Origin of the sequence: Rhizobium sp. SJZ105, assembly GCF_007828365.1 — a bacterium.
Lineage (GTDB): Bacteria > Pseudomonadota > Alphaproteobacteria > Rhizobiales > Rhizobiaceae > Agrobacterium > Agrobacterium tumefaciens.
Genome location: NZ_VIUP01000016.1, coordinates 1 through 25,711 on the forward strand (window position 1 = coordinate 1; position 25,711 = coordinate 25,711).

At 57.8% G+C, this 25,711-nt stretch carries 21 protein-coding genes, 5 pseudogenes and 1 other annotated feature; of the genes and pseudogenes, 9 read left to right on the forward strand and 17 right to left on the reverse strand.

Translation table 11 applies throughout. The features are described 5' to 3' along the window. Positions 1–386 precede the first annotated feature (386 nt). Positions 387–1,135, reverse strand: a pseudogene (locus FB593_RS24905) (IS3 family transposase); the annotation flags it as partial. Further along, positions 738–854 (reverse strand) — a sequence feature (AL1L pseudoknot). Its footprint overlaps the pseudogene before it by 117 nt. A 553-nt stretch (positions 1,136–1,688) precedes the next feature. Here FB593_RS24905 and FB593_RS27740 point away from each other — a divergent pair. After that, on the forward strand, positions 1,689–2,147 hold the full coding sequence (locus FB593_RS27740; RefSeq protein WP_321186323.1) for a hypothetical protein: 459 nt from the start codon (positions 1,689–1,691) through the stop codon (positions 2,145–2,147). 309 nt (positions 2,148–2,456) lie between these two features. Here the strand turns inward: FB593_RS27740 and FB593_RS24915 are convergent, their stop codons facing one another. From FB593_RS24915 to FB593_RS24930, 4 genes and pseudogenes are all read right to left on the reverse strand, one after another. Next, complete coding sequence (locus FB593_RS24915) at positions 2,457–3,083, reverse strand: NUDIX hydrolase (protein ID WP_145167201.1); 627 nt, start codon at positions 3,081–3,083, stop codon at positions 2,457–2,459. A gap of 116 nt (positions 3,084–3,199) precedes the next feature. Then, positions 3,200–3,623: pseudogene (gene dnaE2 / locus FB593_RS27955) on the reverse strand (error-prone DNA polymerase); the annotation flags it as partial. 9 nt (positions 3,624–3,632) lie between these two features. Further along, positions 3,633–3,995 (reverse strand): annotated as a pseudogene (locus FB593_RS24925) (carboxy terminal-processing peptidase); the annotation flags it as partial. Positions 3,996–4,127: 132 nt separating this feature from the next. After that, positions 4,128–6,056, reverse strand: a complete 1,929-nt coding sequence (locus tag FB593_RS24930; RefSeq protein ID WP_145167203.1) for a methyl-accepting chemotaxis protein — start codon at positions 6,054–6,056, stop codon at positions 4,128–4,130. A gap of 968 nt (positions 6,057–7,024) precedes the next feature. On the opposite strand from FB593_RS24930, the pseudogene FB593_RS24935 reads away from it, so the two are divergent. Both FB593_RS24935 and FB593_RS24940 read left to right on the forward strand, forming a co-directional pair. Then, positions 7,025–7,723 (forward strand): annotated as a pseudogene (locus tag FB593_RS24935) (ArsR/SmtB family transcription factor). A gap of 92 nt (positions 7,724–7,815) precedes the next feature. Further along, complete coding sequence (locus FB593_RS24940) at positions 7,816–8,220, forward strand: OsmC family protein (protein WP_145167234.1); 405 nt, start codon at positions 7,816–7,818, stop codon at positions 8,218–8,220. 309 nt (positions 8,221–8,529) lie between these two features. On the opposite strand, the gene FB593_RS27640 is transcribed toward FB593_RS24940, so the two are convergent. Both FB593_RS27640 and FB593_RS24955 read right to left on the reverse strand, forming a co-directional pair. Next, entirely contained in the window at positions 8,530–8,805 is a 276-nt protein-coding gene (locus FB593_RS27640) for a hypothetical protein (RefSeq protein ID WP_186447969.1), read from the reverse strand. A gap of 98 nt (positions 8,806–8,903) precedes the next feature. After that, positions 8,904–9,824, reverse strand: a complete 921-nt coding sequence (locus FB593_RS24955; protein ID WP_145167204.1) for a LysR family transcriptional regulator — start codon at positions 9,822–9,824, stop codon at positions 8,904–8,906. Positions 9,825–9,971: 147 nt separating this feature from the next. On the opposite strand from FB593_RS24955, the gene FB593_RS24960 reads away from it, so the two are divergent. The 3 genes from FB593_RS24960 (at position 9,972) to FB593_RS24970 (ending at position 12,611) form a co-directional block, all read left to right on the forward strand. Further along, positions 9,972–10,817: an SDR family NAD(P)-dependent oxidoreductase gene (locus tag FB593_RS24960; RefSeq protein WP_145167235.1), complete on the forward strand. Its 846-nt coding sequence runs from the start codon at positions 9,972–9,974 to the stop codon at positions 10,815–10,817. Next, positions 10,814–11,662, forward strand: coding sequence for an NAD(P)-dependent oxidoreductase (locus FB593_RS24965; RefSeq protein WP_145167205.1), 849 nt, complete (start codon positions 10,814–10,816; stop codon positions 11,660–11,662). Before FB593_RS24960 ends, FB593_RS24965 begins: the two co-directional genes overlap by 4 nt. A gap of 139 nt (positions 11,663–11,801) precedes the next feature. After that, on the forward strand, positions 11,802–12,611 hold the full coding sequence (locus FB593_RS24970; protein ID WP_145167206.1) for a GNAT family N-acetyltransferase: 810 nt from the start codon (positions 11,802–11,804) through the stop codon (positions 12,609–12,611). Positions 12,612–12,844: 233 nt separating this feature from the next. On the opposite strand, the gene FB593_RS24975 is transcribed toward FB593_RS24970, so the two are convergent. Further along, on the reverse strand, positions 12,845–13,633 hold the full coding sequence (locus FB593_RS24975; protein WP_145167207.1) for an SDR family oxidoreductase: 789 nt from the start codon (positions 13,631–13,633) through the stop codon (positions 12,845–12,847). After that, a complete protein-coding gene (locus FB593_RS24980; protein WP_145167208.1) occupies positions 13,630–13,959 on the reverse strand; it encodes a nuclear transport factor 2 family protein in 330 nt (109 codons plus the stop codon). Before FB593_RS24980 ends, FB593_RS24975 begins: the two co-directional genes overlap by 4 nt. Before the next feature lie 96 nt (positions 13,960–14,055). Here FB593_RS24980 and FB593_RS24985 point away from each other — a divergent pair, with 96 nt between their 5' ends. Beyond that, on the forward strand, positions 14,056–14,967 hold the full coding sequence (locus FB593_RS24985; RefSeq protein WP_145167209.1) for a LysR family transcriptional regulator: 912 nt from the start codon (positions 14,056–14,058) through the stop codon (positions 14,965–14,967). Between the two features lie 185 nt (positions 14,968–15,152). Here the strand turns inward: FB593_RS24985 and FB593_RS27960 are convergent. Together FB593_RS27960 and FB593_RS25000 are read right to left on the reverse strand one after the other, a co-directional pair. Continuing rightward, positions 15,153–15,563 (reverse strand): annotated as a pseudogene (locus tag FB593_RS27960) (DNA-binding protein); the annotation flags it as partial. A gap of 226 nt (positions 15,564–15,789) precedes the next feature. Beyond that, positions 15,790–16,863: a PAS domain S-box protein gene (locus tag FB593_RS25000; RefSeq protein ID WP_145167210.1), complete on the reverse strand. Its 1,074-nt coding sequence runs from the start codon at positions 16,861–16,863 to the stop codon at positions 15,790–15,792. A 220-nt stretch (positions 16,864–17,083) separates the two neighbouring features. Between FB593_RS25000 and FB593_RS25005 the strand changes: the two genes are divergently transcribed. Beyond that, the gene (locus FB593_RS25005) at positions 17,084–17,521 is read left to right on the forward strand and encodes a VOC family protein (RefSeq protein WP_145167211.1); all 438 of its coding nucleotides are present in this window, start codon (positions 17,084–17,086) and stop codon (positions 17,519–17,521) included. 562 nt (positions 17,522–18,083) lie between these two features. Next, positions 18,084–18,884, forward strand: a complete 801-nt coding sequence (locus FB593_RS25010) for an IS630 family transposase (RefSeq protein ID WP_145167236.1) — start codon at positions 18,084–18,086, stop codon at positions 18,882–18,884. 12 nt (positions 18,885–18,896) lie between these two features. Here FB593_RS25010 and FB593_RS25015 read toward each other — a convergent pair whose 3' ends face one another. From FB593_RS25015 to FB593_RS25040, 6 genes are all read right to left on the reverse strand, one after another. Beyond that, a complete protein-coding gene (locus FB593_RS25015; protein WP_145167212.1) occupies positions 18,897–20,063 on the reverse strand; it encodes a PAS domain-containing sensor histidine kinase in 1,167 nt (388 codons plus the stop codon). A 31-nt stretch (positions 20,064–20,094) separates the two neighbouring features. Further along, a complete protein-coding gene (locus FB593_RS25020; protein ID WP_145167237.1) occupies positions 20,095–20,883 on the reverse strand; it encodes an alpha/beta fold hydrolase in 789 nt (262 codons plus the stop codon). 176 nt (positions 20,884–21,059) lie between these two features. Next, positions 21,060–22,003, reverse strand: a protein-coding gene (locus FB593_RS25025) for an IS630 family transposase (RefSeq protein ID WP_321186324.1) whose coding sequence is annotated in 2 segments (ribosomal slippage) — positions 21,060–21,667 and positions 21,667–22,003 — 945 coding nt in all. Because the reading frame shifts where the segments join, the coding sequence is not laid out codon by codon here. Between the two features lie 159 nt (positions 22,004–22,162). Beyond that, complete coding sequence (locus FB593_RS25030) at positions 22,163–23,038, reverse strand: GntR family transcriptional regulator (RefSeq protein ID WP_145167213.1); 876 nt, start codon at positions 23,036–23,038, stop codon at positions 22,163–22,165. Positions 23,039–23,257: 219 nt separating this feature from the next. Further along, the gene (locus FB593_RS25035; RefSeq protein ID WP_186447971.1) at positions 23,258–24,607 is read right to left on the reverse strand and encodes a 2-hydroxycarboxylate transporter family protein; all 1,350 of its coding nucleotides are present in this window, start codon (positions 24,605–24,607) and stop codon (positions 23,258–23,260) included. 28 nt (positions 24,608–24,635) lie between these two features. Continuing rightward, positions 24,636–25,526 (reverse strand): amidohydrolase family protein, encoded by an 891-nt coding sequence (locus FB593_RS25040; protein ID WP_145167214.1) that lies wholly within the window; start codon positions 25,524–25,526, stop codon positions 24,636–24,638. Between the last annotated feature and the right edge of the window lie 185 nt (positions 25,527–25,711).

Here is a 25,711-nt window from a genome sequence, read left to right on the forward strand (position 1 = left end):
GATGTCATGGTCTGGCTGCATTCTCTCCATGACCCCATGCGGGCGACCTACATATACGCCCGTATTCGGATGCCGCCGACTTACGTGTCCGGCAGATTCATCAGCATTCCACCTGTTAAGCCGTGTAGGCGGAGGCGACATTTCAGCCCTCAGATGCGGGTTAACCGGTTCGTGTTCCTCAACCTTCCAATACTTCAGCCTCGGGAACCATCTTGGCGTAACGGCTTCGCCTCAATCCCCTTTACCTGCGGGCTACGTCACCCTGCCAGTTGACGGCAGGTCACCGCCGCTTGGGCTCATGCCCCCTCGCAGCAGGGGGCAGGCAAGTCTTCACATCCTCCTTTCTCTTTGCATTCCAGTCATATGCCTCCCCGTTTGGGGCGAGGCGCACCATAGGTGAAGTCCGACACCCACAGCCTGTTTGGTGCTGGGGCTTTGAACTGGCGGTTTACCCGGTCAAGCGGGCTCGGGGCTGCCTTGTCCGAGAATGTCGTGCGGACCGGCTTTCCTCGAATGATCCCCTGTAGGCTCATCGACCTCATAAGCCGAGCGACCGTGCAGCGGGCGATGTCGTAGCCTTCTCGCTGCAATTGCCGCCAGACTTTACGCACGCCGTAGACCTGGAAGTTCTCATTGAACACCCGGCGTATCTCGATCTTCAGGCCGATATCGCTGCGGGCGCGAACCGACAGGCGGTCCACATCCAGGCGCTTGGCGACGTACTCGTAGTAGGTTGATGGGGCAATCGGCAAAAGCTTGAAGATCGGCTCGACCCCGAACACGCCACGGTGTTCGTCAATGAACGAGATCATCGTTTGAAGGGGCGGTCGAGCGCCGCCATCGCGAAATAAGCAGACGCCTTGCGCAAAATCTCGTTGGCCTGACGAAGCTCGCGGTTCTCCCGCTCAAGAGCCTTCATCTTCTCGGCCGCGTCGCTCGGCAAGCCTGCTCGTTTGCCGCTGTCGACCTCGGTCTTCTTCACCCATTCATGCAGAGTGGCTGGCGAGCAACCGATCTTGCCCGCAATAGATGAAACGGCTGCCCACCGCGACGGGTGCTCTGCCTCGTGATCCAGCACCATACGGATGGCGCGTTGGCGGACTTCGGGTGAAAACTTGTTCGTTGTCTTGCTCATATCGGCTCCACTCTCTCAGAAGTTGGAGCCTCCGGCAAACCCGGTGCGGTTCAAAGAGTGCTGGTGACCGATCTCGATATGCGCTTTCAGGAATCCTGAATCGATGTGGCCGCAGAATGTAAGATCGTGCCCTCTGTGAGAGCGCGGCTATCGGTGAAAAACTCCTCAGATGCCGCTTTTTTCCAGAAGGATCAGTTGCGCCTCTGTGCCGGAACTGTACTCTCGCCTGAGTAGTAACGAGCTTCGGTCCGCAATGTCCCTTAGCATGAAAGAAGCAAGCGCCGTAGCCGCGCTGGCAAGCCTACTCTACGACTTTCTCCCAGGGAGCGGGAACAACGCAACCGCGTTTCCTCTCGCTGCGCAAAAGGTTGGCTTGGCCGAGTTCTGGCCAGGCAGCAGCAAGCTTCCCGCTGTCACCCGGTTACTAACCCTTACCTTGGAGCGGAAGCGTGGCTTGTTTTGCGTGCTGATCCTTGGGGTGGTGAAACAGTCGATGACCTAGCGGGGGAAGCGGGAGCCGCTAACCCGAGCTGAAATAGACCTGCTAAACAACTTGCTGCCGAGTGTTGGCTTCAAGATTACCGACCTGCTGGATCCTGACTTTCTCGCGACCCTCGCCGGCCCATCAATCGCCGTACCGTCCGGCGGGCTTGCCGCGTCCTTGTCCGCTACGCCTGAACCAGCCGCACTGGCCGCTTTAGCTGGTCGCCTGCTGGATCTCGCGGGCCTCGCCCCCCAGGCGCGCGGCTTTGCCTTCGAGAGTTTCTTGACGGATCTGTTTCAAAGCTATGGTCTTGCCCCACGTGGATCTTTTCGCCCGCGCGAAGGGGAACAGATTGATGGAAGCTTTGAGCTCGACAACGATACATATCTGGTCGAGGCAAAGTGGGCATCAGGGGCGTTCAAGTATCATTTGCATGGACGGCTTCGACCTTCATCAAACCCTCAGCCAGGGACTGCCGCTCGACCGCGTCATTGTGCGCAAGGCACGGCGGGCAGTGGAAACCGGTGACGTCTTCGTGCCGGTCCGAGACCTATTTCCCTGAGTACGAAAATAGAAAGACGGTTTGAACCGTGATGAAGCATAGACCCAAGAACAGGCCGAGCGGGAGGCGAACACCCAAGAAAGAAAATGTCACCGCGATCATAGTCGATGAGCGGTCAAAGCGAGTGATGTTTGTCACCAAAGATATGCTAACGAACCAGATTTACCGCGATGGGCTGCCGCAGGCTATCCTGCGGCGCCAGCAGACCCGTTCTCTAAATGCTTGATGGTAGTATCCTTGCGCCGGAAATGTTCATCGGAACATTGTAAATATGTTCAATCAATAACGGCTATCGTTTGGCGACCGTCTTTGAATTCGAAGGCGAGCTCGACGTCGCGCTCAATGGAGCGGCTTCGCGATAATGGTGGAAGTCGGCCGCGTTCGAAGAAACAAACTTCGCTGGTTTCCAGCCCGCTTGTCAGCGTCAGTTCACCCGTTCGGCGGCAAAGGAAGAACATCTTGTAAAAGTCCCGCGCATCTGGCTCATAACTGCTCTTGGCCTTGTGGCGAACGCTGTAGAGTTGACACACCGAAACGGCGATACCAGCTTCTTCCCGTACCTCCTTTACTACATTCTCGGAGGCCGAAAGCCCTACGTCTGCAAAGCCTCCCGGAAGCGTCCACAGACCGTCGGATCTCTCGCGCACAAGCAGTATTTTGCCATTTTCGATCAGAGCTGCGCGAACGTCGATTTTAGGCGTGGCATACCCTTTGGCAAAGTCAGAGACCAAGTCGCGAATGCGTTCCACCGGAACATCGGCGAGATCAGCCAACATGGCGTTCGCTATTGCTGCGATTTCCTCGTAGCGTTCACGATCAAACTCATCTTTGCAGAACGAAAGCCCGGTCGAAGCTATCGCTTGGAGACGCTTCGCCTTTGCCAACCAGGGTGCTTCAGACATCGATCGCTCCTTCACCAGACGGCTCGATCGAGACAGTATTGATCATAAAAGATGGCTGCAATGGGTCGCGGCTTACCTTCAAGTGGTCTGAAATATGCCGAGCTTGCCAGGCGGCTTCACCTGAAATCTCGGGCTTTAGGGAACGGGCTCGGCATAGTCTCCGGCTCGGGATAAACTCCTTTGTGCCGAACTCGGCATAATGGCGTGAACATGTCTCGTGGGACAACGGGCGTCGGCCTGTCGCGTGAATCCGGACCGCCGCCTGCATAGGAAAATTCATCGCCTCCCCCCGTCGGCAGCCTGAAGTCAGTGTCCCGATCGGCAACGCCGCTGAGGTCACCAGAGATCGAATAGCTGCTGGGTGACAAGATAGACGACCACCCCTTCTCGCCGGATCCTGCCATTGATGGCCATCATCCAGGATCGAAGCACGACGCGTTGGCGTTTCTCGAGCAGGGTGGGCCACACAACGATATTCGCAGGTACCGTTTCGTCTCGTGATAAACATCATGCCCTTGCCGATACTGGCTTCTGCCGTACGGGAAGAGATCAGTCTCGCATGGCGCTTTTTGACGGGCCGGCAACGGGCGTCTCGGCGCCGTTTTGCAAATCCGCCATATCGGCGACGATGGCCGCCGCTTCTTGCCGCAAGACGTCCTTTGAGTTCTTACGAGCGTTCTCGATGGCAATGTCATCGGTTAAGCTACGCTCATTTGCTTGTAAGCCGTCATCATCACGGCCGACCATCGCGCCGCCCGTCTGCTCGCGCACCTTGCTACGCTTGGCCTGTGCGGCCATTTCCTTGCGACGCTCCTGTTCATTGAGGGAAATAGTGCGCTTGTCGCGTAGCGCCTTAAGCTCTTCGATATCTTCGGCAAACTGCAGGAAATCCCGCTCTTTTTTGACACGGGCATCATGACGAAGCCTTGTGCCGCCTTCAGTCTATCACGGGATCAGTCGGCAGATGCAGGGCCTGCGCCTTCCAAGGGCTTGTGCTCGCTCCACTCGCAAAAGAAAGCCTGTCTTGAGCCATTTTAGAATGCATCAGAAGTCCTCCCAGGTTTCCTTGACGGCGGCATTACCGGAGAAGGCTTTTGCAACTTTGCCCGCCAGCTTTCTGACCGGTGAGACGACAGGACGATGGGCGGGACCTGCCGCCATGATGGATGCGGTGTGGCGAAGCGCGCCACCCAGTTGGAACTGGGAGATCAACTCGCGCAGTTTGCCGCTCTCGTTGGCAAGGGCCGCCCCCGCCGCACTGGTTTCCTCGACCATGGCCGCGTTCTGCTGGGTCACCTGATCCATCTGGTTGACGGCAGTGTTTACCTCGGCCAGTCCGACCGACTGTTCCTTTGCCGATGTCGCAATCGAGTCCATATGCTGATTGACGGTGACGATATAACTCTCGATCGTTTTCAGTGCTGCGCCGGTGTCACTCACCAGTTTGACGCCGCTCTGGACCTCGACGGAGGAGTTGCGGATCAGGTCCTTGATCTCCTTGGCGGCCTTTGCCGAACGCTGGGCAAGCTCACGGACTTCTTGTGCAACGACGGCAAAACCCTTGCCGGCATCGCCAGCACGCGCCGCCTCGACGCCAGCATTCAACGCCAGAAGGTTGGTCTGGAAGGCAATTTCGTCGATTACGCCGATAATATTGGAGATTTCGTCGGAGGACTGCTCAATCTTCTGCATGGCATCAACGGCGTCAGCGACCACCTTGCCGGACTGCGCAGCGCTTTCATTGGCAAGAACCGCCACCTTGCGAGCCTCATCAGCGCGCTTGGAGGAGTTGGCAACGTTGACAGTGATCTGGTCGAGAGCGGCAGCCGTCTCTTCGAGCGAAGCCGCCTGCCGTTCGGTCCGTTTGGATAGATCGTCAGCACTAGCGCTGACCTCACGGCTGCCGGTGTCGATGCCGTTGGTTGCATCTGATACGGCACGCAGCGTTTCCGAAAGTTGGCCGACCGCAGCATTGAAGTCTGCGCGGAGCACCTCGAAATCGGCTGCGAAGGGGTCGGAGAGCTGGAAGGTCAGATCGCCGCTTGCCAGATGCTTTAGGCCCTCGCCCAGCCCGGCTGTCGCCTGCGCCATTTCCTCAGCCTTCAAGCGTTCAGCGTCCGCCCTACGGCGACGTTCTTCTTCTGTCATATCGCGCTGAGCATTTGCTTCACGCTCAAGTTCGATCTTCGAAAGGGCAGCTTGGCGAAAAACCTCAACGGCGCTTGCCATTTCTCCAACCTCGTCCTTGCGTCCGTTGCCCGGAACTTCCAGGTCAGTTTTTCCAGAAGCTAACTCGGACATTGCGCCGTTGATGCCTATCAAAGGCCTAACAAGAGCACGGTGGAGGAGAAGGAGGCTAAAGCCTGCGACGACGAGCAGGGAAATCCCGCCGATCAAGCTCACCATGCGCGATGTCTCAACCGCGGCTTGCGCGAGCGCTGTGCGTTGCACGAGCAATGTTTGTTCGACCTCGATCATGTCTTTGGCCTTGGACTGCACGCCCTCCATGTATTCCTTCCCCGCGCTGGACCGGACATGCTCCATAGCCTTGTCTGCGGTCGCGGGATTGGACATCAATGTCATTCTCGGCTTTTGAACGTTCTCAATCCAGCCCTTCACAAACGCATCGAGTTCATCGAGCCTCTTCTGCTGCGCAGGATTGTCAGACGTCAGGCTCCTCACCTGCGCCAAATTTGCCTGATATGCAGCAGCGGCGGCATTCTGAGAGGCAATAAAACGGTCGGTTTGCGTCAGCAAATAGCCACGAAGTCCCGACTCCTGTCCCGTCATCGCGAGAACGACATTATTCAGGGACCCGATTACCTGGTAGGTATGCTCCGTCATGCCGCCCGTCTGTTGTTGTTTCGAGAGCGACCGAGCCCCCATGATCGTGACGGCCAGCGCGATGACGATAATGATCGTCAAGGCTACAGCAATTTTGGGGAGTATTCTCAGGTTATTGAAGAAATTCATGAATCTGTCTCCTAAGCGGACAACGTGATTACTGTACCGGGAGGCAAAATCATTCTACCGAGGGCGTTTCCGAACGAATGACATTTCGTCCATTTATCGCAAAATCGCAGTTAGCAACATTGTCTCTGCAACTTAGAAACTAATGTTTAATAATTGGATTAAATTTCCCGCTAACGCGTCGCTCGAGTTCTCGAAGACCGCTCGAGATATTTGCACCATCGTTCGAACGGCAGCTGTGCGAGGCAATTCTCGTCAAGAAAGGTCGCGACAAGCTGACACGGAGATTCTCGATCTGCGACGCGCGTAAGGTAAATCTGGTAGAACAAGATTGCCTCCCGCGTTCCGCGAAGGGCATGCACACTGCCTGCATCACCGCCTTGCGCCCCGAGGCTTGGAGCGAGAATGATCGAATGTGCCAGAAGCATGCCCATTCGTCTCCCCTCGGTTGGACAACCTGCTCTGTTCAACTGCGCCAACGGGGTGGCTCCCGAGTGGGAGTTGGCGCTGAGAGTTCATGTTTAGACGGCTCTGCCGTCGTAGCGTGGTAGGCTCTAATGCTGGCGTTCCCCCGATGCTCGCGACATTCGATAGTCGCTCATCAAACAGCGACGAGCTTACCCTGAATGCCCTTTCCCACGGTTTTGTTGCCGCCCCGCAATTATGCATCCGATCGCAGCGAGTTGTATCACGGCTGCGCAAAGGAAAATCGGTGCCGACCCCAGCGCATCAACTACATCACGTCCACGCAGCAACCCGAAAGCCGCGGGTGCAAAGGCATAACCGGCCAGACCAATGGCGACGACATGCCAGCCAAATAAACGGGCCGACGGTGGATGAGGGCTGGGACATGGGAACCTCTCGTTGATGACCAACCGGTATGGACCTTATCGTAGAGCAAATGCTTCGGTGACGGCCGAAGCATTCTTTGGATTTTCTGTGGCAGGGTGCCATCAGTCAAAGGAGCCGAGATGGCCACATCGAACCGCATTGCCGAGGTTGCTGCCGCTATCGGAGAGCCACCGCGCGGCGCCATGCTGGCCGCGTTGATGGATGGGCGTGCCTTGACCGCAACGGAACTGGCCGACGTCGCCGCAATCACGCCTCAGACAGCCAGCGGTCACCTCGCTCGGTTGAGCACCGTCGGGTTGATCGCCGTCGAAAAGCAGGGCCGCCACCGCTGCCACCGTCTCGCCAACCCTGAGGTCGCGCAGATGATCGAAAGCGTCATGAAGATCGCGGGCGGCGCCACACTGGCTCGCCCCCCACGTCGTGTCGGTCCAAAAGATACAGCCCTGCGCGAGGCACGCACCTGCTACGATCATCTAGCAGGCGCGCTCGGTGTCAGTATCGCTGGTGCCCTGCACACCAGTGGCGCGGTTGAAATCGCGGGCGATGCTGCGGCCCTCACCGAAAGAGGTCGGGCACAGATGCAACACCTCGGCATCCTCTGTGCTCGATACACGAAGCGCTCGGCCCATCTGTCGTGCGTGTCTGGATTGGAGCGAGCGCCGCCTCCATCTGGCCGGCGTTCGGGAGCCGCGATCCTCGCCTATGCATTGAAGGAGGGCTGGGTCCGGCGTCACTCCGGAACGCGGGCGCTGGAGATGACACCTGCGGGCAGAAGCGGTTTCAGGCTGGCCTTTGGGGTGGAAGACCCCGTTGGCTGATTGAGCCCCGCTGGGAAGGATTTCATTTTTCCGTTGACATGATCCGCATGCGCCGGGAGCGTGCGATGTACATCTTACTGACGGAGGAAGAAATGGTTCAGTCGATCGTGGAATTGCGCAATGTAGCAGGTACTGAAGCTGCGATTGGCTGGGCTGGCGGCCATACCGTCGTGGTTGACAGGTCGGAAGGCAAGGCCGGCGGAATGGGGCTGGGTTTCAACGGCGGGCAGTTGCTCGCTTTGGCAATAGGAGGTTGTTATTGTAACGACCTTCGATATGTGGCCCATGATCTCGGGATCAAGATCGGAGAAATAGCTGTAACGGTAAAGCTGGAGCTGCACGGCGCGCCTCTCGTCGCCACCAACGCCGTCCTATCCGTGAGATGCACGACATTGGATGGATCCGACCCTAAGACGATGATCGATCAAGCATGGTCGATCTGCACGATAGCAAATTCTCTCAATCGCGGCGTGCCGACCACGCTGAACGCGGTCTAATTGCCGGAATGAGTGGTCCACTGTCTGGCGCGCTGCGCGCGGTAGCGAGGCCCGTATTAGTTATCTGCATCGGCGCCATTGAACTGCAGTCCGCTCTTTGATCGCGAGATGCCTAGGGTAGCCAAGCGAACAAACAAGGCCGCCCTCGCTCGGCTCGTACGATAGATCGACGACAGCGCCTTTTGCCCTCTGCTAGCGTCTATGGTGCCATGCGCAACGCCCGCCGCGCAGCAACAAGCATCCTCGGCAAGCCGGGCAAAGGGCGATGACCGCGACTGTCATCGCGCTTTCGCTTTTTGCGGCCGTCCTTCACGCGACATGGAACGCCTTTTTGCGCCCGGGCGCGGATCGTTTGTTGATGGCTACATTGATGAGCCTGTCGACGGCTGCAGCTGGCGTATCGCTGACGCCGATGTGGCGAAAATGACGATGTATCGGCCCTTTTTCGGCAAGAACGGTCTGATCGTTGAAGTCCTCCGTTACAGGACAGAGAGGTTCAATACCCAACTTGACGATCTCGCCAAAACGGTGGCGATGGCGGACGAGACGATAGCCACCATGACGGCCCCGCTTATCAGGAAGCATTAAAGCACCGCCATCTTGGGGCTGACTATCGTTCCATGTTCATCGAAGGATTTACGGTCTGATCCAAGCGTACAGTGGCGTATAGTCCGCGCGCAGCATTATCGCAGCGCGCGGACAAATGCCACAAACGCCCGCATGCCTGCGCTCATGTGTCGGTTCCGTGCGTAGTAAAGGGCCATACCTGGGTAGGGCGGTGTCCAGTCCTTCAGACATTGGACAAGCCTGCCTGCGGCAAGATCTTCTTCTACTGTGGAGAGCAAAACATATCCAACACCAAACCCTGCCAGCGCCGCGGCAGGCACGAGGCGGCCATCATCCACAATCAGCTGCCCCTCCGTCTCTTGGCTGAAGGCGACACCGTGCCGAACGAACTCCCACCGGTATCGGCCAGCTTTGCCTAAGCGCAGCTGGATACAGTTATGCCCTGCCAGGTCGGCAGGTGTCTGGAGGGGCGGTCTGGTTTGCAAGTAGGTGGGTGCCGCCACCACGACGTGTTGTTGCTGACCTCCAACCGGGATCGCTACCATCTCCTCCGGCACGAGGTCCATCAAGCGTAGTCCACAATCAAAACCAGCGCTTCCAAGATCCAGCAAAGCATCATCGGAGCGAACATCCAGTTGCATGTCGGGATACTGCCGCAGGAAACCTAGGATTAACGTCTCCAGCACGAGGCTGACTGCGCCGGCCGATGCATTGATACGGATCGTGCCTCTCGGTTGGTCGCTGTAATCTTCTAAGGCACCCAGCGCAGCGCCAAGTTGTTGAAGCGCCGGTCGTAAGGCCTCTGCAAACCGTTCGCCCGCCTCTGTCAGCGACACATTGCGCGTCGTACGGACGATCAACTGAACCTTCAAACGCGCTTCAAGTCCTGCAACCGCATGACTGAGAGCGGATGGGCTGTTGCCGATTGCCCGTGCTGCGGGACGGAAACCGCCATGTTCCACCACTGCCAGAAACGCAGAAATCTCTCCCGGAGGGAGTTGTGCGACTGTGCGAAAAATCTCATCACTGCGTGCCATTCTGTGTGTCTAACCGAAACAATGATGTTCCGCTACATTCATTGAAGCAAAAATAGGATGACAGTGATGACACTTTTCGAAACGAAATTTGGCTTCTCCTCGACGGCAGCAGAGGTACTCGAAGACGTCGATCTTCGCGGCAAGACGATGATCGTCACGGGCGGAGCTAGTGGGATCGGCGTCGAGACCGTACGTGCTTTGGCCATCGCCGGTGCGGCGGTGACGATTGCGGCGCGGCGTCCGGATGCTGCGGAAAAAGTCGCTGCAGACCTACGAGAGGCAACGGGTAACGCAAATATTGAGGTTCGCAGTCTGGATGTCGCGGATCTTGCGTCCGTGCGCCGCTTCTCAAAAGAGTGGGACCGACCGCTGCATGCCCTGATCAACAATGCCGGCATCATGGCTCTTCCCGAACTGGAACGGACACCCGAAGGGCGTGAGATGCAGTTTGCGACCAATTACCTCGGACATTTTGCCTTGACGCTCGGGCTGCATTCGTGGCTCAGGGCTGCGCAGGGCTCACGGGTTGTATCGGTTTCTTCGACGGGAAGTCTCTGGAGCCCGATCTTATGGGACGACTTCGACTTTCGATTCACACCCTACAATCCGATCGTCGCCTACGGCCAGTCGAAGACTGCCTGCATCTTGTTGTCGGTCGGCATCGCCGAAAAATGGCGCGGCGATGGTATTATGTCGAACGCGCTCAACCCCGGCGCAATCGCAACAAATCTTCAGCGGCACACAGGCGGATTGAGGACACCCGAGCAGTTCCGGAAAACACCTCAGCAGGGCGCGGCAAACTCGGTTCTTTTGGCTGCATCCCCGATTCTCCATGGAGTTACGGGGCGCTACTTCGACAATTGTACCGAAGCAACGCCGGTGGATGCCCGCGGCGATCAGCCTATGGAGACGGTGGCTCGCTATGCACTCGACCCCGAAAATGCGACGCGAATGTGGGATCTCGCCTCGGGCCTGATCGGTGTAGCGCAATGACCCGTCTGAAGGTGGGTTTCATTGGCCTTGGCGATCAAGGTGCGCCCATGGCCGAAGCCCTTATGGAGCGACATGACCTGTTCATCTGGGCGAGGCGTGCAGAAGCCGTAAAGCCCTTCGAGACAACCGGAGCGACGATCATGGAAACGGCCAAGGCCGTCGCCCAGGATGTGGAGGTGCTGTGCCTTTGCTTGCCTGGAGATTCCGAGCTAGAGACCCTTTTGTGGGAGGATGGTTTGGCAACGGCTCTGCGCAGAGGCGCCGTCGTGATCAACCACGCTACCGGCGATCCGCAAAGGGCCGTTGCGATTTCGGGAAAGCTGACCAGCATGGACCTTGCCTTCTTAGACGCTCCGGTCAGCGGCGGGCGACCGGGCGCCGTGGCGCGATCGCTGACATGCTTCGTCGGTGGTGATGCGGAAACACTCGCCAACTGCGAAGCTATTATCGCCTGCCACAGCAAGGCAATCCGTCTGATGGGAAAGGCTGGTGCCAGGCAAATGACCAAGCTCTTGAACAATGCGCTGACAGTCAGCAACCTGCGTAATCTCGTCGAGGTCTTCGGATTGGCTGCTCAGGCCGGGCTTGACCTTGTTTCGCTTCAAGACGCGCTGGCAACCAGCAGCGGCGGCAGCTTCATGGCACAGGCCGTCGGCAAGCAAATCACGCGCGAAAACGCAGCACATATCGCAGGGTTGAATCGCAAGGATGTGAATGAGTTCAACGAAGCAATGGAGCATCTGGGACTGGATGCGCATGAGATCGTCAACTGGGCGATGAAAGGCCCGGATGGACTGGCAGACCTAGCCTGGGACCTTGATCCACGGCAAGTGGCGAGTGCGTGATTATCAGGTTGAGAAGCCGGCATTCTTGCCAGCCCTTATGTCAACGCGGGTTCAGCCGGAACGGTAGCGTCGGCGTTTTCGGTCGCGCCTGTCCATGACGCTTCGATAGATATCGCAGGCACCCCAATTGGAGAATAACATGTCAAACACTGAACTTTTCCATGAAGATCTGGAAAGCATTGAAGTAGATGCCTGGCACGATTTGTACGCGGCAGCTCCCAAAGAATATGCGGTCGAGAATGGATTGCATTCTCGGCGGTACGAAAACGGAGTTGCCCTTGTACACGAGCGGCTACCATCTGCGGAGTTTTGCCGGATCGTTGGTGTTCGGTCCTTAACGGAACTTGAGCGTGCCGTAGCTTGGACACGGGAACTGAAATCAAATTGCTTTATTCAGGTACCCGAAAAGGCGAGTACTCAGAGCCTCCGAGATGATCTCGCGTTACGCGGATACAAGCAGCGTGGAAACGGATGGTCCAAGCTCCGTCTTACGAACTCGCCGAGCGCGGCGAACTTTCCTTCCGCACTCTCGGTTGTGAGGGTGTCTATCAATGATGCGGACGTTTTCGGCCGAGTCGTACAAACAGCCTTCGGCTTGCCCGAATCGACTGTAGGCTGGTTCTCTTCGATTGTCGGTCGCAAAAACTGGGCAGCGTTCCTCGCATATTGGGACGGCGAACCTATCGCAAGCGGCGCAGCTTACTGCAACGATGGCAAGGCATGGCTTGGCATCGGTGCCACGTGCGCCGAATTCCGAAAAAAAGGTGCACAGTCAGCATTGCTAAGAGCACGCATTGCTCACGTGCAAGCTCTGGGAATTAACGTGATCACCGCCGAAACTGGTCAACCTTTGGCCGGAGCAGAGGATGACAGCCCATCCTATTCGAACTGCATCCGAGCTGGTTTCACGCCCGTTTACAGGCGGATCAATTATCGCGTTGACGAGTAGTTGGCAGACGCGGAGGAACTGCGATCACTGATGTGATGCTTGGCAAGCTCTGCAACGTCAGCCGTGGTGCATCATGAGTATTGCCCGAGGAAAGATGAAGTGGAATTAGCTGGCTTTCGCCGGTTTGTCGTCCCAATCTGCGCAAGATGTGCTTGAGAAACTTCCATGCGCGCCCTTGCATCAAGGGCGCGCATTTCTGCTGACGAAGCCAGTGCTAGCGCCGTAAGGCAGCCTCAGACGGTGCGGATAGTACCTCCATCAATCACGAACTCGGCACCATGGATCGCGGCAGCGAGATCGGCAGCGAGATAGGCGATAAGGTCGGCCACCTCTTCGGGCTCCGCGCCCCGCCCGATGGAAATTCCGCCCAGCGCATCGAGCACTGACTGACGCGCCTCTTCTGTCGTACCGCCACTGGCAGCCCGAAGCATTTCGACGAAGTCTCCAGCGGCCTCCGTCATGATCCAGCCGGGCGACACGGTATTGACTCGCACACCTTTGGGACCGAGTTCCTTAGAGATGGACTTGCTATAAGTCCTCAGCGCGGCTTTGGCAGCGGCATAGCCGGTCGTGGACTCTGGCAACGGCAGCACGGATTGGATGGACGTGATGTGCACCACAACGCCCTTGCCCCGCTCAAGCATCTGCGGGATGATCAGGCGATCAAGCCGAACTGCTGCCAGGAGATTGAGGTTTAGCTCGGCAAGCCAGTGGTCATCAGTCAGCGCAGCGAAGCCACCTGCGGGCGAAGATGAACCGCCGATGACATGAGCGAGAATGTCGATTCCGCCGAGCCGCTCCAGCGCCGCCTTAGCTACCGCTTCGCTGCCCTCAGCGGTGGTCAGGTCTGCCTGGACATATTCAACGCCCTCGACAGGGCCCTTGAGCGCGCGGGCGGCCGTGATAACACGGGCTCCACCGGCGAGAAAGCGCTCGACCGTGGCGCGGCCCAGACCCTTGGTGCCGCCGCTGACGAGCACGCGCTTGCCGGCGAACTCTTTGGGATCTGCCGGGATGCTCATACCGTGGTCTCCAGGCTCTTGATGGCGTCGTTCGCCAGCGTTACACGATAGGTAAAGCGGATCGGGCTGCCCGGGAAGTCGCCATGAGCGGGACCTTCAAGCACGACATCGCCGTCTTCTTCCCGAACAGTATCGGGCGTGAAGATCGCCTTTACCGCGATCACTTCGTCCTTGAGTAGCTTGCGGATCTCGGCCAGTCCTTCGTAACGCTTGCCGTTGTCGATAAAGACGGCGTCATCCAGGAAGGGCTTCATCATGCCGTCGATATCGAGACGAGCGTTTGCCCCGACATAGTCGGTGATTGGCTTGGGTAGGTTCATTGTCATGTTCATCTCCTCGATAGTGATGAAGCTAAGTTAGCGATGGACATTTCCCCTGATAAGCAAGATAAATTGGCATGACGTATTCTGGAAATCGGGACAATGACTCGCCATTCGCTAATCGAACTTGAAGCGGTTCTCGCGATCGTTCGGTGCGGCTCGTTTCGAGCGGCGGCGCTCGATCTCGGAATGTCGACCACGGCCATCAGCAGTGCGGTGGGCAAGCTCGAGCGTGAGCTCGACGTGCGGTTATTCAATCGCACCACACGCAGCGTCTCGCTCACCTATGCGGGGCGGATCTTCGTCGCACAGATCAAACCAGCGCTCGAGGGCATCCAAAAAGCGATGAATACGGCGCGTTCCCAACAGGAGACGCCGTCCGGCATCTTGCGCATCAATGCCTTTGCGACGGCCGCGCGTGAGATCATGGCGCCGCTGGTCCTGAGCTATCTGAAGCTCTATCCGCAGGTTCATATCGACATCGTCACCGAGGGGCGGCTTGTAGACGTCGTGGCAGCGGGTTTTGATATGGGAGTGCGCAGCGCGGATCTGGTGCCCAGCGACGCGATCGCCATACCGCTGGGCAAGATGCGACGCATGGCGGTTGCCGCATCTCCCGCCTTTTTCGCAAACAGGGCTATCCCCCAAGTGCCGCAGGATCTGCTCTCTTACCCTTGCGTTCGCGTGCGACTTCCCAATGGTGCACTGTTCCGATGGCGGTTCGAGAAGGATGGTGAAGAACTGCAGCTCGACGTCGAGGGGCCGATCACTCTTGACGAAGCATCCCTGGCGCGGATTGCGGTGACGAACGGCGTGGGGATCGGCTATTTCATGGAAACCAATGTGCGCGAAGACATCGCAGCGGGACGGCTCCTGCGCATTCTCGAAGACTGGACGCCACCGCTCGTGCCGCTGTGCCTCTATTATTCTAATCGCCGCAATTCCTCGGCGGCCTTCCAAGCCTTTATCGCGCTCGCGCGCGATTATGCGGCTGGACGGCTCGCGCAGCCTTGAGCCTGCCGGTGCGCGTCGCCGAGGCACAAAAGTCGACGCGACCGAGCCCCGTGTGCATCACAGCAAGGGCCCGGCTCGTTTACCTCTGCTTTCGTCATGTACGGCTGATGTCTGAACTGCAACGTTGAAGCTGAAAGCTGTCATCGCTGGTCAGCGGCATGAACTCGACCAAAAAGCCTTGCCTGCGGCGAACCAAGATGAAACTCGTCGCCGCGTCCGTGCGGGAGCGGAAGGCCCCCTTCCCGCGACCCCACACCAGCAAGCTCGCCCGAAAAGTCGGTCAGCCTGTGGACGACGAGGCGGACCACCTCGCCTTCTCGCTGGATCTTGCCATAGACACCGTTCATGCTCGCGCCTGGTACGACGCGGCGATACTTCTCGAAAACCACCCAGACCACCAGGTTCGCATGGCCGGGCTCATCCTCGATGTTAGTAAACATGACACCTTTAGCAGAACCCCGCCGCCGACGCACCAGCACCAGGCCGGCATCCTCCAGCCATTTGCCATCGCGAGCATTCATCGCTTCTTCACAGGTACCAATGCGTCGCTCCTTGAGATCGTCGCGTGGGAAGCTCAATGAATGAGCGCGCACGGTTGCAGGTCATATAACCTTCGGCTTCTTCGATTTCGAAGTCGGCGAACTCTTCGTTCGCAGTGGTCGGCGGTCACCTGTTGGCGCCAAAGGTCGGGCGCGGTTCGATGGAAATCCACGTGAGAACCCTATCAGGCCGGCTGGAACGGTCCACCAACGCGTCGATCGGCGCCAACGCCAGGCAACTCGGTCCGGCCGGTTAAGGCACAACTGGTTGCGCTGCCTCGTTTCAACCGCTAATAGCGCCGCGAGGGACCGACAGTCGGATCGCCAGTCCGTTCGGCATCCATTCGCGCGAGATATCGACCCCTAGGCTCTTTCCGATTATCTGCTCTAGCCGGCTTCCGAAACCGATCGAACGTGGCTCCGACATAACGAGTTGGGGACCGCTGCTCTCGAGCCAGACGATCTCCAGGATTTCGCGTTTCACCGTCACTACGATATCCAGCTTTCCCTCTTCGACGGACAGCGCACCGTATTTCGCGGCGTTGGTTGCGAACTCATGGAACAGCAGCGCGAAATCTGTGATCTTGTTGCCGCTAACCTCGATATCATCTCCGGCCAGCTCCCAACGATTGGCACCGTCCCGCTCATAGGGCGCGAGAATATTCGACAGAAGCCGGAACAGCGTGGTCTGTGGTGCGCCGGTCGCGGCCTCACCGTTCGGGCTTGGCAATGTCATCTCATGCGCCCGGGACAGGGCCACCAATCTGTCCTTCATCCCGGCGGCCAGTTCAGCAGTCGTCGTTGCCGTCCTTGCCGCAAGGGTGATGATGCTGCCGGTGATAGCGAACAGGTTTTTTACCCGATGATGCATTTCCCGAAGCAAAAGTTCCTGATGCTCCGCGGCTCGCTTGCGCTCCGAGATGTCACGGGCGATCTTCGATGCACCGATGATCTTTCCGTTACCGTCCCGAATAGGCGAGATGGTGAGAGAGATATCAATCAAGCTTCCGTCTTTACGTCGTCGTATTGTCTCGAAATGATCGACGCGCTCGCCGGCCTGGATGCGGGCGAGTATGGCCGGTTCCTCGTCGAGGCGATCGGGTGGAATGACAATCGTGATCGGCTTTCCGATAGCCTCCTCTGCCGCATAGCCGAAAAGACGCTCGGCGCCTTTATTCCAGGTCGTGATGATGCCGTTGAGAGTCTTGCTGACGATCGCATCGTCGGAGGACTCGACGATCGCCGCAAGAAAAGCTGCAGCAATATGTCCCGCCTGCGCAGCTTCTATATTAGCCTCTAACTGTCGCTGAGGGCGCTTCGCCGGGTCCTCGCGTTGCTGGTCATCGGAAATAGACATTTACGCCCCTTCAAACAGAGCATTCTTTGGACGCCGAACGGTCAAGCCAGCTGGCGCAGCGACGACCATATTCTTCAAACGTCACCAATAACAGCACGAAGGCTGATGAGGGTGACGCCATTCGATCATTTTCCCTAAAGATTTCGATAGCGATGTCGGGACCGATGGTTCATCTACGTCCTGGGGAAGAGAATGGGAGCGAAAACCGCAGGAGGCTGACATGGCGGTCAAGCGAATGGACAACATCGGGATCGTCGTCGAAGACCTTGGAGTGGCCATAGACTTTTTTCAGGAGCTAGGCCTCGAACTCGAAGGCCTCGCGACGATCGAGGACGAATGGGCCGGTCGTGTCACCGGTCTGGGCGACCAGCATGTCGAGATCGCCATGATGTGCACGCCCGACGGCCACAGCCGGCTGGAGCTTTCACGCTTCCTCAGACCTGAAATCGTCGCGGATCATCGGAACGCTCCGGTGAACGCCCTCGGTTATCTGCGAGCGATGTTCACTGTCGATGACGTCGAAGACACCGTTGAGAGATTGCGCGGGCGCGGCGCCCAGCTTGTCGGCGATGTCGTCCGATATGAAGACGTCTACAAGCTCTGCTACATCCGCGGACCCGAGGCTCTTCTCATCGGCCTTGCCGAGGAACTCGGGTAAGTAGAGAAAAAGATAGGCTCCGTCTGATGTTGTGCTCGTTGACGAGCCCACCGCACTTGCCGCTTTCGACAAGAATGGAACGATCCTGCTTTGGGATGCCTTCTTCCGCGACGCGAGGGCCGGGCTGCGGACTCAATTCAAGGTTCGATGCCAGTTCATAAGCGGCCTGCACATACCATCGACCCTCGGCGCCACGAGCGATCAACAATTCTGGGTTGGCTCATTGTGCTGTCGAGAATGACCTGAGACCCTGAACTTCCTCCAGATTTTGGTAGAGTCCGTCATATCAATGTGAAGTGCCCCCCCGTTTTTGGGCCAGCGGGAGCTGGAATTTTCCGGCAAGAACGACACAGGTATCCTTCGCATGAGGCGTTGGGACGCCATCACATCGGGGCAGGTTCATCTTTTCAGGGCCGATCTCGTAACCGCTTTTGCCTTCACTGGGCCGTGCACGATGCCACTGCTTGACGGCGCTAGAGCAGATCCTGTGATCGATGAATCGATTGTGAAGTGACAGGGCGATCGGAAGCTGATTCAACATCCACTGCGAAAGAGGTGGATGATGGGACGAGCACTGAGCGATGATCTTCGACTACGCCTGTTAAAAGCGTCTGCGGCGGGCATGTCTGCGCGCCAGTCTGCGGCGCGGTTCGGGGTTGGGATTTCGACGGCGATCCGGTGGATCGCACGAGCGAGTGACGGTGAACCTGCGTCCCGGCCACAAGGCTGGCGACGGCCATCGATCCTTGATGCACATGAGACGTTTGTGGTCGCCATGATTGACGACCGGCCGGACGTCCTGAAGCGCCGGCGAGCCTGGTTTGAAGGGCAGCTCGACCTCGATCCGGAGAAGCTGATCTTTATAGACGAGACCGGTCTCTCGACGAAGATGGCGCGCCTGCGAGGGCGCGCCATTCGAGGTCAGCGTTGCCGAGTTGGCGTGCCGCATGGCTACTGGAAAACAACGACATTCACCGGCGCGCTCCGCCTCACAGGCATGACCGCACCCTTCGTTTACGATGGAGCGATGAACGGCAATGTCTTCCTGGCCTATGTCGAGCAAGTGCTCTCGCCGACCCTTCAGACCGGTGACGTCGTCGTTATGGACAACCTGCCGGCCCACAAAGCAGCCGGGGTGCGCGACGCCATCGAGCGCGCCGGTGCCAAACTCATGTTCCTGCCACCCTATAGTCCCGACTTTAATCCCATCGAAAACGCATTCTCGAAATTGAAAGCTATGCTACGGGCTCGGGCGGAGCGGAAAATCGGCGCCCTATGGGATGCCGTCGGCACATTGATCCCCCGATTCACATCGGAGGAATGCGCAAACTACTTCAGGGCTGCAGGCTATGACCCGGATTGAACAGGATATGCTCTAGACCGGCATCCGGAACAGGAATGCTGTCTGGTTGTCGTCGGAGTGCACCTCGAAGCTGCCGCCATGGCTTCGAGCAATCTCACTGGAAATGAAAAGACCGAGACCAAGCCCTTGTTTTTCCGCAGAGCTTGTGGCCCGGAAAAAAGGCTCGAACAGGTGGCTCTTTATGTGCTCGGGGATCGGCTTGCCCTCATTCGCAACCGTTATCACGACTTCTTTCACGCCCGCTGCCGCGACGACCTTCACCGGCTTGTCTGGGGCCCCATGCGCCAACGCGTTACCGAGCAGGTTAGAAACCAATTGGGCGACCCGGCCGCCGTCGCAAGGCACATACCCCGCAATATCAAGCGAGCTATGGATGTCTCGCCCGGGATGCGCGGTCTGTAATTCCTGGACAACCTGCTCAAGGACGATGCGCAGGTCGGTTGGCTTCGGGTCGATGGCAATGCCTTGGCCAGCTCTGCAGCGCGCCAAGTCTAGCATGTCCTGGACCAGGCCGGACATGCGCTCGGTGCTTTTGCTCATCATCGTCAGGACGCGCCGGGCCTTGTCGGACTGAGGCTCCCTCGAAAGGATGTTAAGTCCGCCTGTAATCGAAGCCAGCGGATTACGAAGGTCATGGCCTAGGATCGCCACGAACTGCTCCCTCAGGCGCGCCACCTCCTTTTCTGCAAGCAGGCCCTGCTCAAGCTGGAGCCGCTCGGCAATGCCTGCATCAATACGTTCTTCCAGGGTTCTGTTCAGTTCCTCGAGCTCTCGGCGGGCTCGATCGGCGGCGTTCTTCGCATCCACCAGGTCGCGTTCATATCGGCGCCGATCCGCCGCCTGAAACAGGGTTATGCGGGTAAACTGCACGCCCCCGTCGCTCGAACGGCGTTCGGCTGCATTCGCCAATACGGGGAGCTTTCGTCCGTCCGGGCCGATGAGATCCAAAGCGACTTCGTTGAAGTATCCCTGCATTCGCAACAGGGGAGCAAAGTGTGTTTCGTAGAAAATCTTCCCTGGGGCGTTGAGCAGATCGTAGAACCTCTCGCCAAGGAGGTCGAAGCTCTGCATGCCAAGCCAACCGGCAAGGGTGCGATTGGCTTTGACGATGACGCCATCAGCGGCTAGAGAGAGGTAGCCGCATGGGGCGTTCTCGTAGAGGTCGTCCAGATCCTCCATGATGCCCTCCAGTCCTGTTTGAGCCTCCGCCTTACACAAAGGCTTTGATCGCGGAGATGACCTGGTCCGGCGCGCTCAGGTTCGGGCAATGCCCTGTTGCATCGATGACGACCATCTCCCCCCGTGGCAAGTGATCCCGGACATATTCCCCCACCCCCTGCTGGGCGATGACATCCTGCTTGCATTGGATCACAAGCGCACGTGCCTGGCAACGCGGAAGATCCGCCCGATTGTCCGACAGAAAGGTGACGCGCGCGAACGCCTTGGCAATATCCGGATCAGTACGGCAAAAACTGTTCACAAGCTCCTCGCTGAGCTCAGGGCGATCGGGGTTGCCCATGATCACCGGACCCATCGCGGCGGACCACCCCATGTGATTATCGTCCAGGAATTCCAGCAGTTCCTCGATCTGTTCGCGCGTAAAGCCCCCCTCATACCCTTCGTCGTTGATGTATCGGGGTGATGGCCCGATCAGGACAAGGTCGCTGAACAGGTCAGGCGCATTGATAGAGGCCAGAATGCCGATCATGGCGCTGACGGAATGTGCGACGAATATCCCACGTGTAATTTCCAGAGCCTGACCAATCTCGACGATATCGGCGGCGTAGCCCGCAAGACTGGAATATTTGGCATGGTCATAGGCGCTGAGGTCGGACTTGCCGCAGCCGACATGGTCGAAGAGGACGACCTTGTAGTCCGGTTCAAAGGCCGGCGTGACATGCCGCCACATGTTCTGGTCGCAACCGAAGCCGTGCGCAAACACCATGGCGCGCCGCCCTTCACCGCGCACGGTGACATTGTTCCTTGAAATAACTGACACGATTCCTCCGACTTGGGCAGAAGTACTAACCGCTCGTCTTGGGGCTTTCAGCCACCAGGCGAAGTCAATCATAGGAACATTAGCGGCAGCCGTCGAGTGTCTCTTTAACCCTTTGACCGAACCCAGTGGTCTATCGGAAGTCTGCAGGGTGTTGCGCGAACTAGAGCACGTCCATTTTACTCGGGGTCATAGCCGCACGATTTGAAGTAGTTGGCGCATTCCTGTGGTTCGAACAGCGTGACGATGTGGCCGACGGTATCCCACAAGCCGTCGATCGTTCGCTCTGCTTTGGCGCGCAAGACGGCCTTGAGCTTCGCGAATGCCTTCTCGATTGGGTTGAAGTCTGGGCTGTAGGGAGGAAGGTAAAGCAACCGGCATCCGGCGTCTTCGATTGCGTGACGCACGCCTTGCGCTTTGTGTGCAGGCAGATTGTCCATGATGACGATGTCGCCCGGTGCCAAAGTTGGAATGAGAACCTGCTGGACATAGGCCTGGAATGCTACCCCGTTCATCGCACCGTCCAACACCATGGGTGCGGTCATTCCGGATAGCCTGAGCGCGCCGGTAAACGTCGTTGTCTTCCAATGGCCGTGCGGGACCGGTGAGCGGCATCGATCTCCGCAAAGGGCCCGTCCGCGAAGCCGAGACATCTTCGTGCTCAAGCCGGTTTCATCGATGAAGACGAGCCGTGCCGGATCGAGATCGAGTTGGCCGTCGAACCAATGCTGACGACGTTTCAGGAGGTCAGGACGCTCCTGCTCCAGTGCATGTGCGGTCTTTTTTTGAATGTCCAGCCGCGCCTTCGCAGCCAGACATCGAGCGCGCTACGGCCAATGGAAACGGCTCTCGCCTCATACAATCGCAGGACCATCTCGTTGAGGGTAATGTCCTTTGCCTCTTCGATCATGCCGACGATGAAGTCCTCGTGGGCATCGAGGCGCGAGCCACCGCGTCGGCCCTGTTTAGCAGGGATCAACCGACCAGCCCGCGCACTCGCAATCCAGGCGATGGCTGTTGAAATCCCAATGCCAAATCGGGCCGCCGCTGATCGTGCCGACATGCCATCCCGTGAAGCAGCCAGAACGCGGCTACGCAGATCATCGCTGAACGCTCGGGTCATATTGCCTCCGACCAAATCACCAGTCGGGGCAAGAGAACCAGAATACAGCAGCCAAGGGAATCTTCAACGCGATTCCGCGTTCAGCGGACGCGCTCTAGATGGTCACTGCGAGTGAAACAGCGCTGTTAGCGTCAGCAAAAGGAACCACCACAGAAAGAGCTAATCGGCAACTTTCATAACGCTGACTGATGAGAGATGCTCTGTCATCAGGCCAGCCGCCGCTTGGCGTTTGCCTTCAAGCAGCAAGGTCACCAGTTGAACATGCTCGCGAGAGCGTACGATCGCATATTTCCTGTCAAGCGAACGTTTGTATTCAATCAGCCGTCGGATCCGATCAATCCTGCGCAGCGATTCGATAAAAAACACGTTGCGGCTACATTCGACAATGGCCTCGTGCAAATGACTATTGAGGTCGAACAGGTCGGGGTTGGATATTTCCCAGATCTCGCCATCGATCAGACGCTGCTGCTGGTCACGCACGGATTCAAGAGCTTCCCTGTCAAGCTTGAACGTTGGCTCAAGAATTGCCGCCGGTTCGATGGTGAGCCTGAACCGATAGCTGTCTTTGTAGGACTGCATGGAGGTCAGCATCGGCAGGAACTCCCAACCATGGCCAGGGAGCCGCTCTATCCAGCCCTCGCTGTGAATCCGGCGAAGGACTTTTGCAAGAGCGGCCTTCGTCATATCGTACAGGCGACACAGCTCTTTTTCAGTGACACGATCCGGAAGTCGGCCCTCGAGGCGATCGACAGCAATCTTCGCGTATATTTCGTTTTCGTCACTGGTCGGGCTGTCCAGAGACGGAAGAGCGAACTGTTCTCCCTTCCAAGACACAAGAAAACCACCGTTAGGAGCTGTTTGGACAAAGCCCTGATCCTCCAAAACCTTCAGTGCACTGCGCACAGGTGAACGGGAGACCTTGAGCTGTTCTGCCAGCTTTCGCTCGATCAGTCTCATCCCGACCGGGTTGTCTTGTGTTCTAACGTAATCGACAATCTGGACAGCGAGTTGGTTGATAAGCGGGGTAGTATTCAAAGACGCACCTTTTCCATCGACGTGAATAAACCGACAGACTTTAGTATCATCCTATGTTGTTAGCACATCGGAGCCACGCGCGGCCATACGTTCCTTCCACGTACAAGGGATTAGGTTTGACCCCCTTGCCAAAAAACGCAGGCGTGGGCACCCAATGGCCTTTCATCGGCTCACGGTTGGCAACGCGACCGTGGCGCTACCAACCAGAGCGATAAGAGTTCAGAGCAACGCGGCCATGGCAATTAGAGTCAGAGCAACGGTGATGCCGCCGCCTATACGCGTGGCGATCTGTGCGAACGGCATTAACTGCATGCGGTTCGAAGCAGAGAGAATGGCGATGTCTCCTGCTCCACCCATCCCGCTATGCGTGCTGCTGACAATTGCAGCCTCGATAGGATAGAGGTTTACGAAGCGGGCCGTGAAGAAACCGGATGCTGTCATCGCCACCACTGTGGCAACAATGGTGATCAGGTTTGCGGGCGCGAAGCCCTCGATAAGCTTTTCCCAGGGTGTCAACACGATGCCAAAGGCGAACAACATCGGATACGCGACGGCGGTCAGGCAAAAGCGATAGACCGTATAGGAGCCTGCTTGTAGGCGAGGCGTAATGCCATGGAAAAGCTTCAGCGCGACGGCTATCGCCAGCATTACCACCGGTGCGGGAAACGCCAGAACCTGTTGAGCAAGGATGCCCGCGAGATAGAGTGTGACAGCCACCATGCCAGCGGCCGCAATATTCTGAACATTACCATCCGGCTTAACGGTCTCGACCACACCGATGTCATCGTCGCCATTGGGCTGCAGCTTGCCATTGCCAGTAAGGTTCGTATAGCGGCGGCCAAGTGAATTCAGAGCTCCAGCGCAAATGATTGCCGTCAGATTGCCGACGAGAATGGCAGGCATGACACGGGCGAGAACTTCCCCCTGATCAATTCCGGTAATGCCGTGGTAGCCGACGGACAACGGAATGGCTCCCTCCCCAACGCCGCCTGCCATGATGGGTGCGACGATAAAAAAGAATGTATCCCAGGTACCCAGACCAAGAAGTGTGCCGGTTGTGACACCGACGACCATGGCCACAAGCGATCCTACGAACAGCGGCACGAAAATCTTCATGAAGCCCTTGATCAGGGTCGCCCTCTCCATGCTGAGAATGGAGCCGACGATGACCGCTGCGATGAACACGTAGAGAATTCCGGTCGATTTAAAGAAACCCTCGACCGCAGTGGTCATCTGCAACGGGATCCAGCCTCGGTAGGCAAGATAGGACGGCACGAAGGTAACGACGACGGCGGCACCCCCAATGTTGCGGATGATTGGCAGGCGCTTCCCAAGTTCGCCTAGCGTGAAAGCGAACGCTGCCATGATCCCGATGACGGTAGCGATATCGTTCTTGATCGTGCCGAGATAGGTAAAGGCGGCAAGAACTGCAACGAGCAAGAGATAGATCGGCAGAGGGATGATGCCGAGGTCGAAATCCATCCATCTCGACCAGGTATTGGGGCGATGCTTTATTTCACTGGGCGTGGGTGTTGGTGCAGGCTCGGCAGTCGATGCGGTATATGTCATTGCGTCCTCCCGGGAAGTTCTGATGTTATTAGGTGTTTGGAAAATCGAAGAGTTGCGCGGCATTGTCCGCGACGATCTTTAGGTAGCGAGCGTCGTTGCCAACCCAACGCTGAAGCCTTGCGAGGTCTGAACGATCATCGATCTCGCGGAAGGGCTCGATGCGCGTTGGGTCCTTGCCATCGCGCTGCCCGCCGCTTGTGTGGGGCCAGTCCGACGCCCACACCATTCGTTCGGGTGCTGTGGCGATCATTGCTTGCGCAGCGGGGCGCAGATCCTCGTAGGTCGGTAGATTGCTGCCCGTGCGGTACGGCGCCGAGAGCTTGACCCAAACGTTGCCTGTTTCGAGGGTCTTCAGAAGTTTTGTGAATATTGGGCTGTTGATATCCATGCCGCATTTGAACCCTGCGAAATGATCAAGGATCAGGGTGACACCCTGTTCCGCAAGCTCTCCGGCAGCATCAACTGCAGTCGCTGTATCCACGAACAGCTGCACGGCCAGGCGGGCCTCCTTGGCGCGTCGTGCGGTGGCGCGTATGACGGACATGCGATCAATCGGAACTGCCGACCTTGTCGCCTCGAAGTTCACGCGGACGGCCCGCACGCCTGCCTCCCGAAGTCCGATAAGCTCGTCCGTCGAGATGGTGTGGTGGTCAATCACCGCCACGCCGCGAGCGCGATCGGAACCAAAATGCCTCAGTGCGGCAAGCAGGCACGCATTGTCGCGGCCATAGACGCTCGGCTGGACGATCACGCATCTTCTGACGCCAAGGGACGACATCAAACCTTCCAAATCGCCGCACCTCGCGTAACCTGGCGTGTAGGCTCGGCCCTGTGCATAGGGATAGTGATCTGGCTCGAAGACGTGGACATGGGTATCGCACACGCCATTTACGGAGGTTATGTCCGACAGGGTCGTCATGAAGAATTTCCTTCGCTCTCGGAGCCGTCTGCACTGATGAGGCAGCGCGCCGTGACGGAAACTCCGAGGATCACAAAAACAATACGCGCATGGTGATGCGCGATGACGAAGCCAAGATCGGCACCTGCGATGATGCTAAGCAGACACATCTCGGCTGGCCTCCAGGCGCAAAGTCGGGGAAGACT

What these genes read in the sequence shown, in the direction of transcription:
- FB593_RS25005 (WP_145167211.1), top strand. Translation starts at nt 17,084, where the DNA reads ATGGCGGTCAAGCGAATGGACAACATCGGGATCGTCGTCGAAGACCTT.
- FB593_RS27640 (WP_186447969.1), bottom strand. Translation starts at nt 8,805, where the DNA reads ATGCTTCCTGATAAGCGGGGCCGTCATGGTGGCTATCGTCTCGTCCGC.
- FB593_RS24930 (WP_145167203.1), bottom strand. Translation starts at nt 6,056, where the DNA reads ATGAATTTCTTCAATAACCTGAGAATACTCCCCAAAATTGCTGTAGCC.
- FB593_RS24970 (WP_145167206.1), top strand. Translation starts at nt 11,802, where the DNA reads ATGTCAAACACTGAACTTTTCCATGAAGATCTGGAAAGCATTGAAGTA.
- FB593_RS25000 (WP_145167210.1), bottom strand. Translation starts at nt 16,863, where the DNA reads ATGTCTATTTCCGATGACCAGCAACGCGAGGACCCGGCGAAGCGCCCT.
- FB593_RS25035 (WP_186447971.1), bottom strand. Translation starts at nt 24,607, where the DNA reads ATGACATATACCGCATCGACTGCCGAGCCTGCACCAACACCCACGCCC.
- FB593_RS25015 (WP_145167212.1), bottom strand. Translation starts at nt 20,063, where the DNA reads ATGGAGGATCTGGACGACCTCTACGAGAACGCCCCATGCGGCTACCTC.
- FB593_RS24940 (WP_145167234.1), top strand. Translation starts at nt 7,816, where the DNA reads ATGGTTCAGTCGATCGTGGAATTGCGCAATGTAGCAGGTACTGAAGCT.
- FB593_RS24965 (WP_145167205.1), top strand. Translation starts at nt 10,814, where the DNA reads ATGACCCGTCTGAAGGTGGGTTTCATTGGCCTTGGCGATCAAGGTGCG.
- FB593_RS24985 (WP_145167209.1), top strand. Translation starts at nt 14,056, where the DNA reads ATGACTCGCCATTCGCTAATCGAACTTGAAGCGGTTCTCGCGATCGTT.
- FB593_RS24960 (WP_145167235.1), top strand. Translation starts at nt 9,972, where the DNA reads ATGATCGTCACGGGCGGAGCTAGTGGGATCGGCGTCGAGACCGTACGT.
- FB593_RS24975 (WP_145167207.1), bottom strand. Translation starts at nt 13,633, where the DNA reads ATGAGCATCCCGGCAGATCCCAAAGAGTTCGCCGGCAAGCGCGTGCTC.
- FB593_RS25010 (WP_145167236.1), top strand. Translation starts at nt 18,084, where the DNA reads ATGGGACGAGCACTGAGCGATGATCTTCGACTACGCCTGTTAAAAGCG.
- FB593_RS24955 (WP_145167204.1), bottom strand. Translation starts at nt 9,824, where the DNA reads ATGGCACGCAGTGATGAGATTTTTCGCACAGTCGCACAACTCCCTCCG.
- FB593_RS24915 (WP_145167201.1), bottom strand. Translation starts at nt 3,083, where the DNA reads ATGTCTGAAGCACCCTGGTTGGCAAAGGCGAAGCGTCTCCAAGCGATA.
- FB593_RS25040 (WP_145167214.1), bottom strand. Translation starts at nt 25,526, where the DNA reads ATGACGACCCTGTCGGACATAACCTCCGTAAATGGCGTGTGCGATACC.
- FB593_RS24980 (WP_145167208.1), bottom strand. Translation starts at nt 13,959, where the DNA reads ATGACAATGAACCTACCCAAGCCAATCACCGACTATGTCGGGGCAAAC.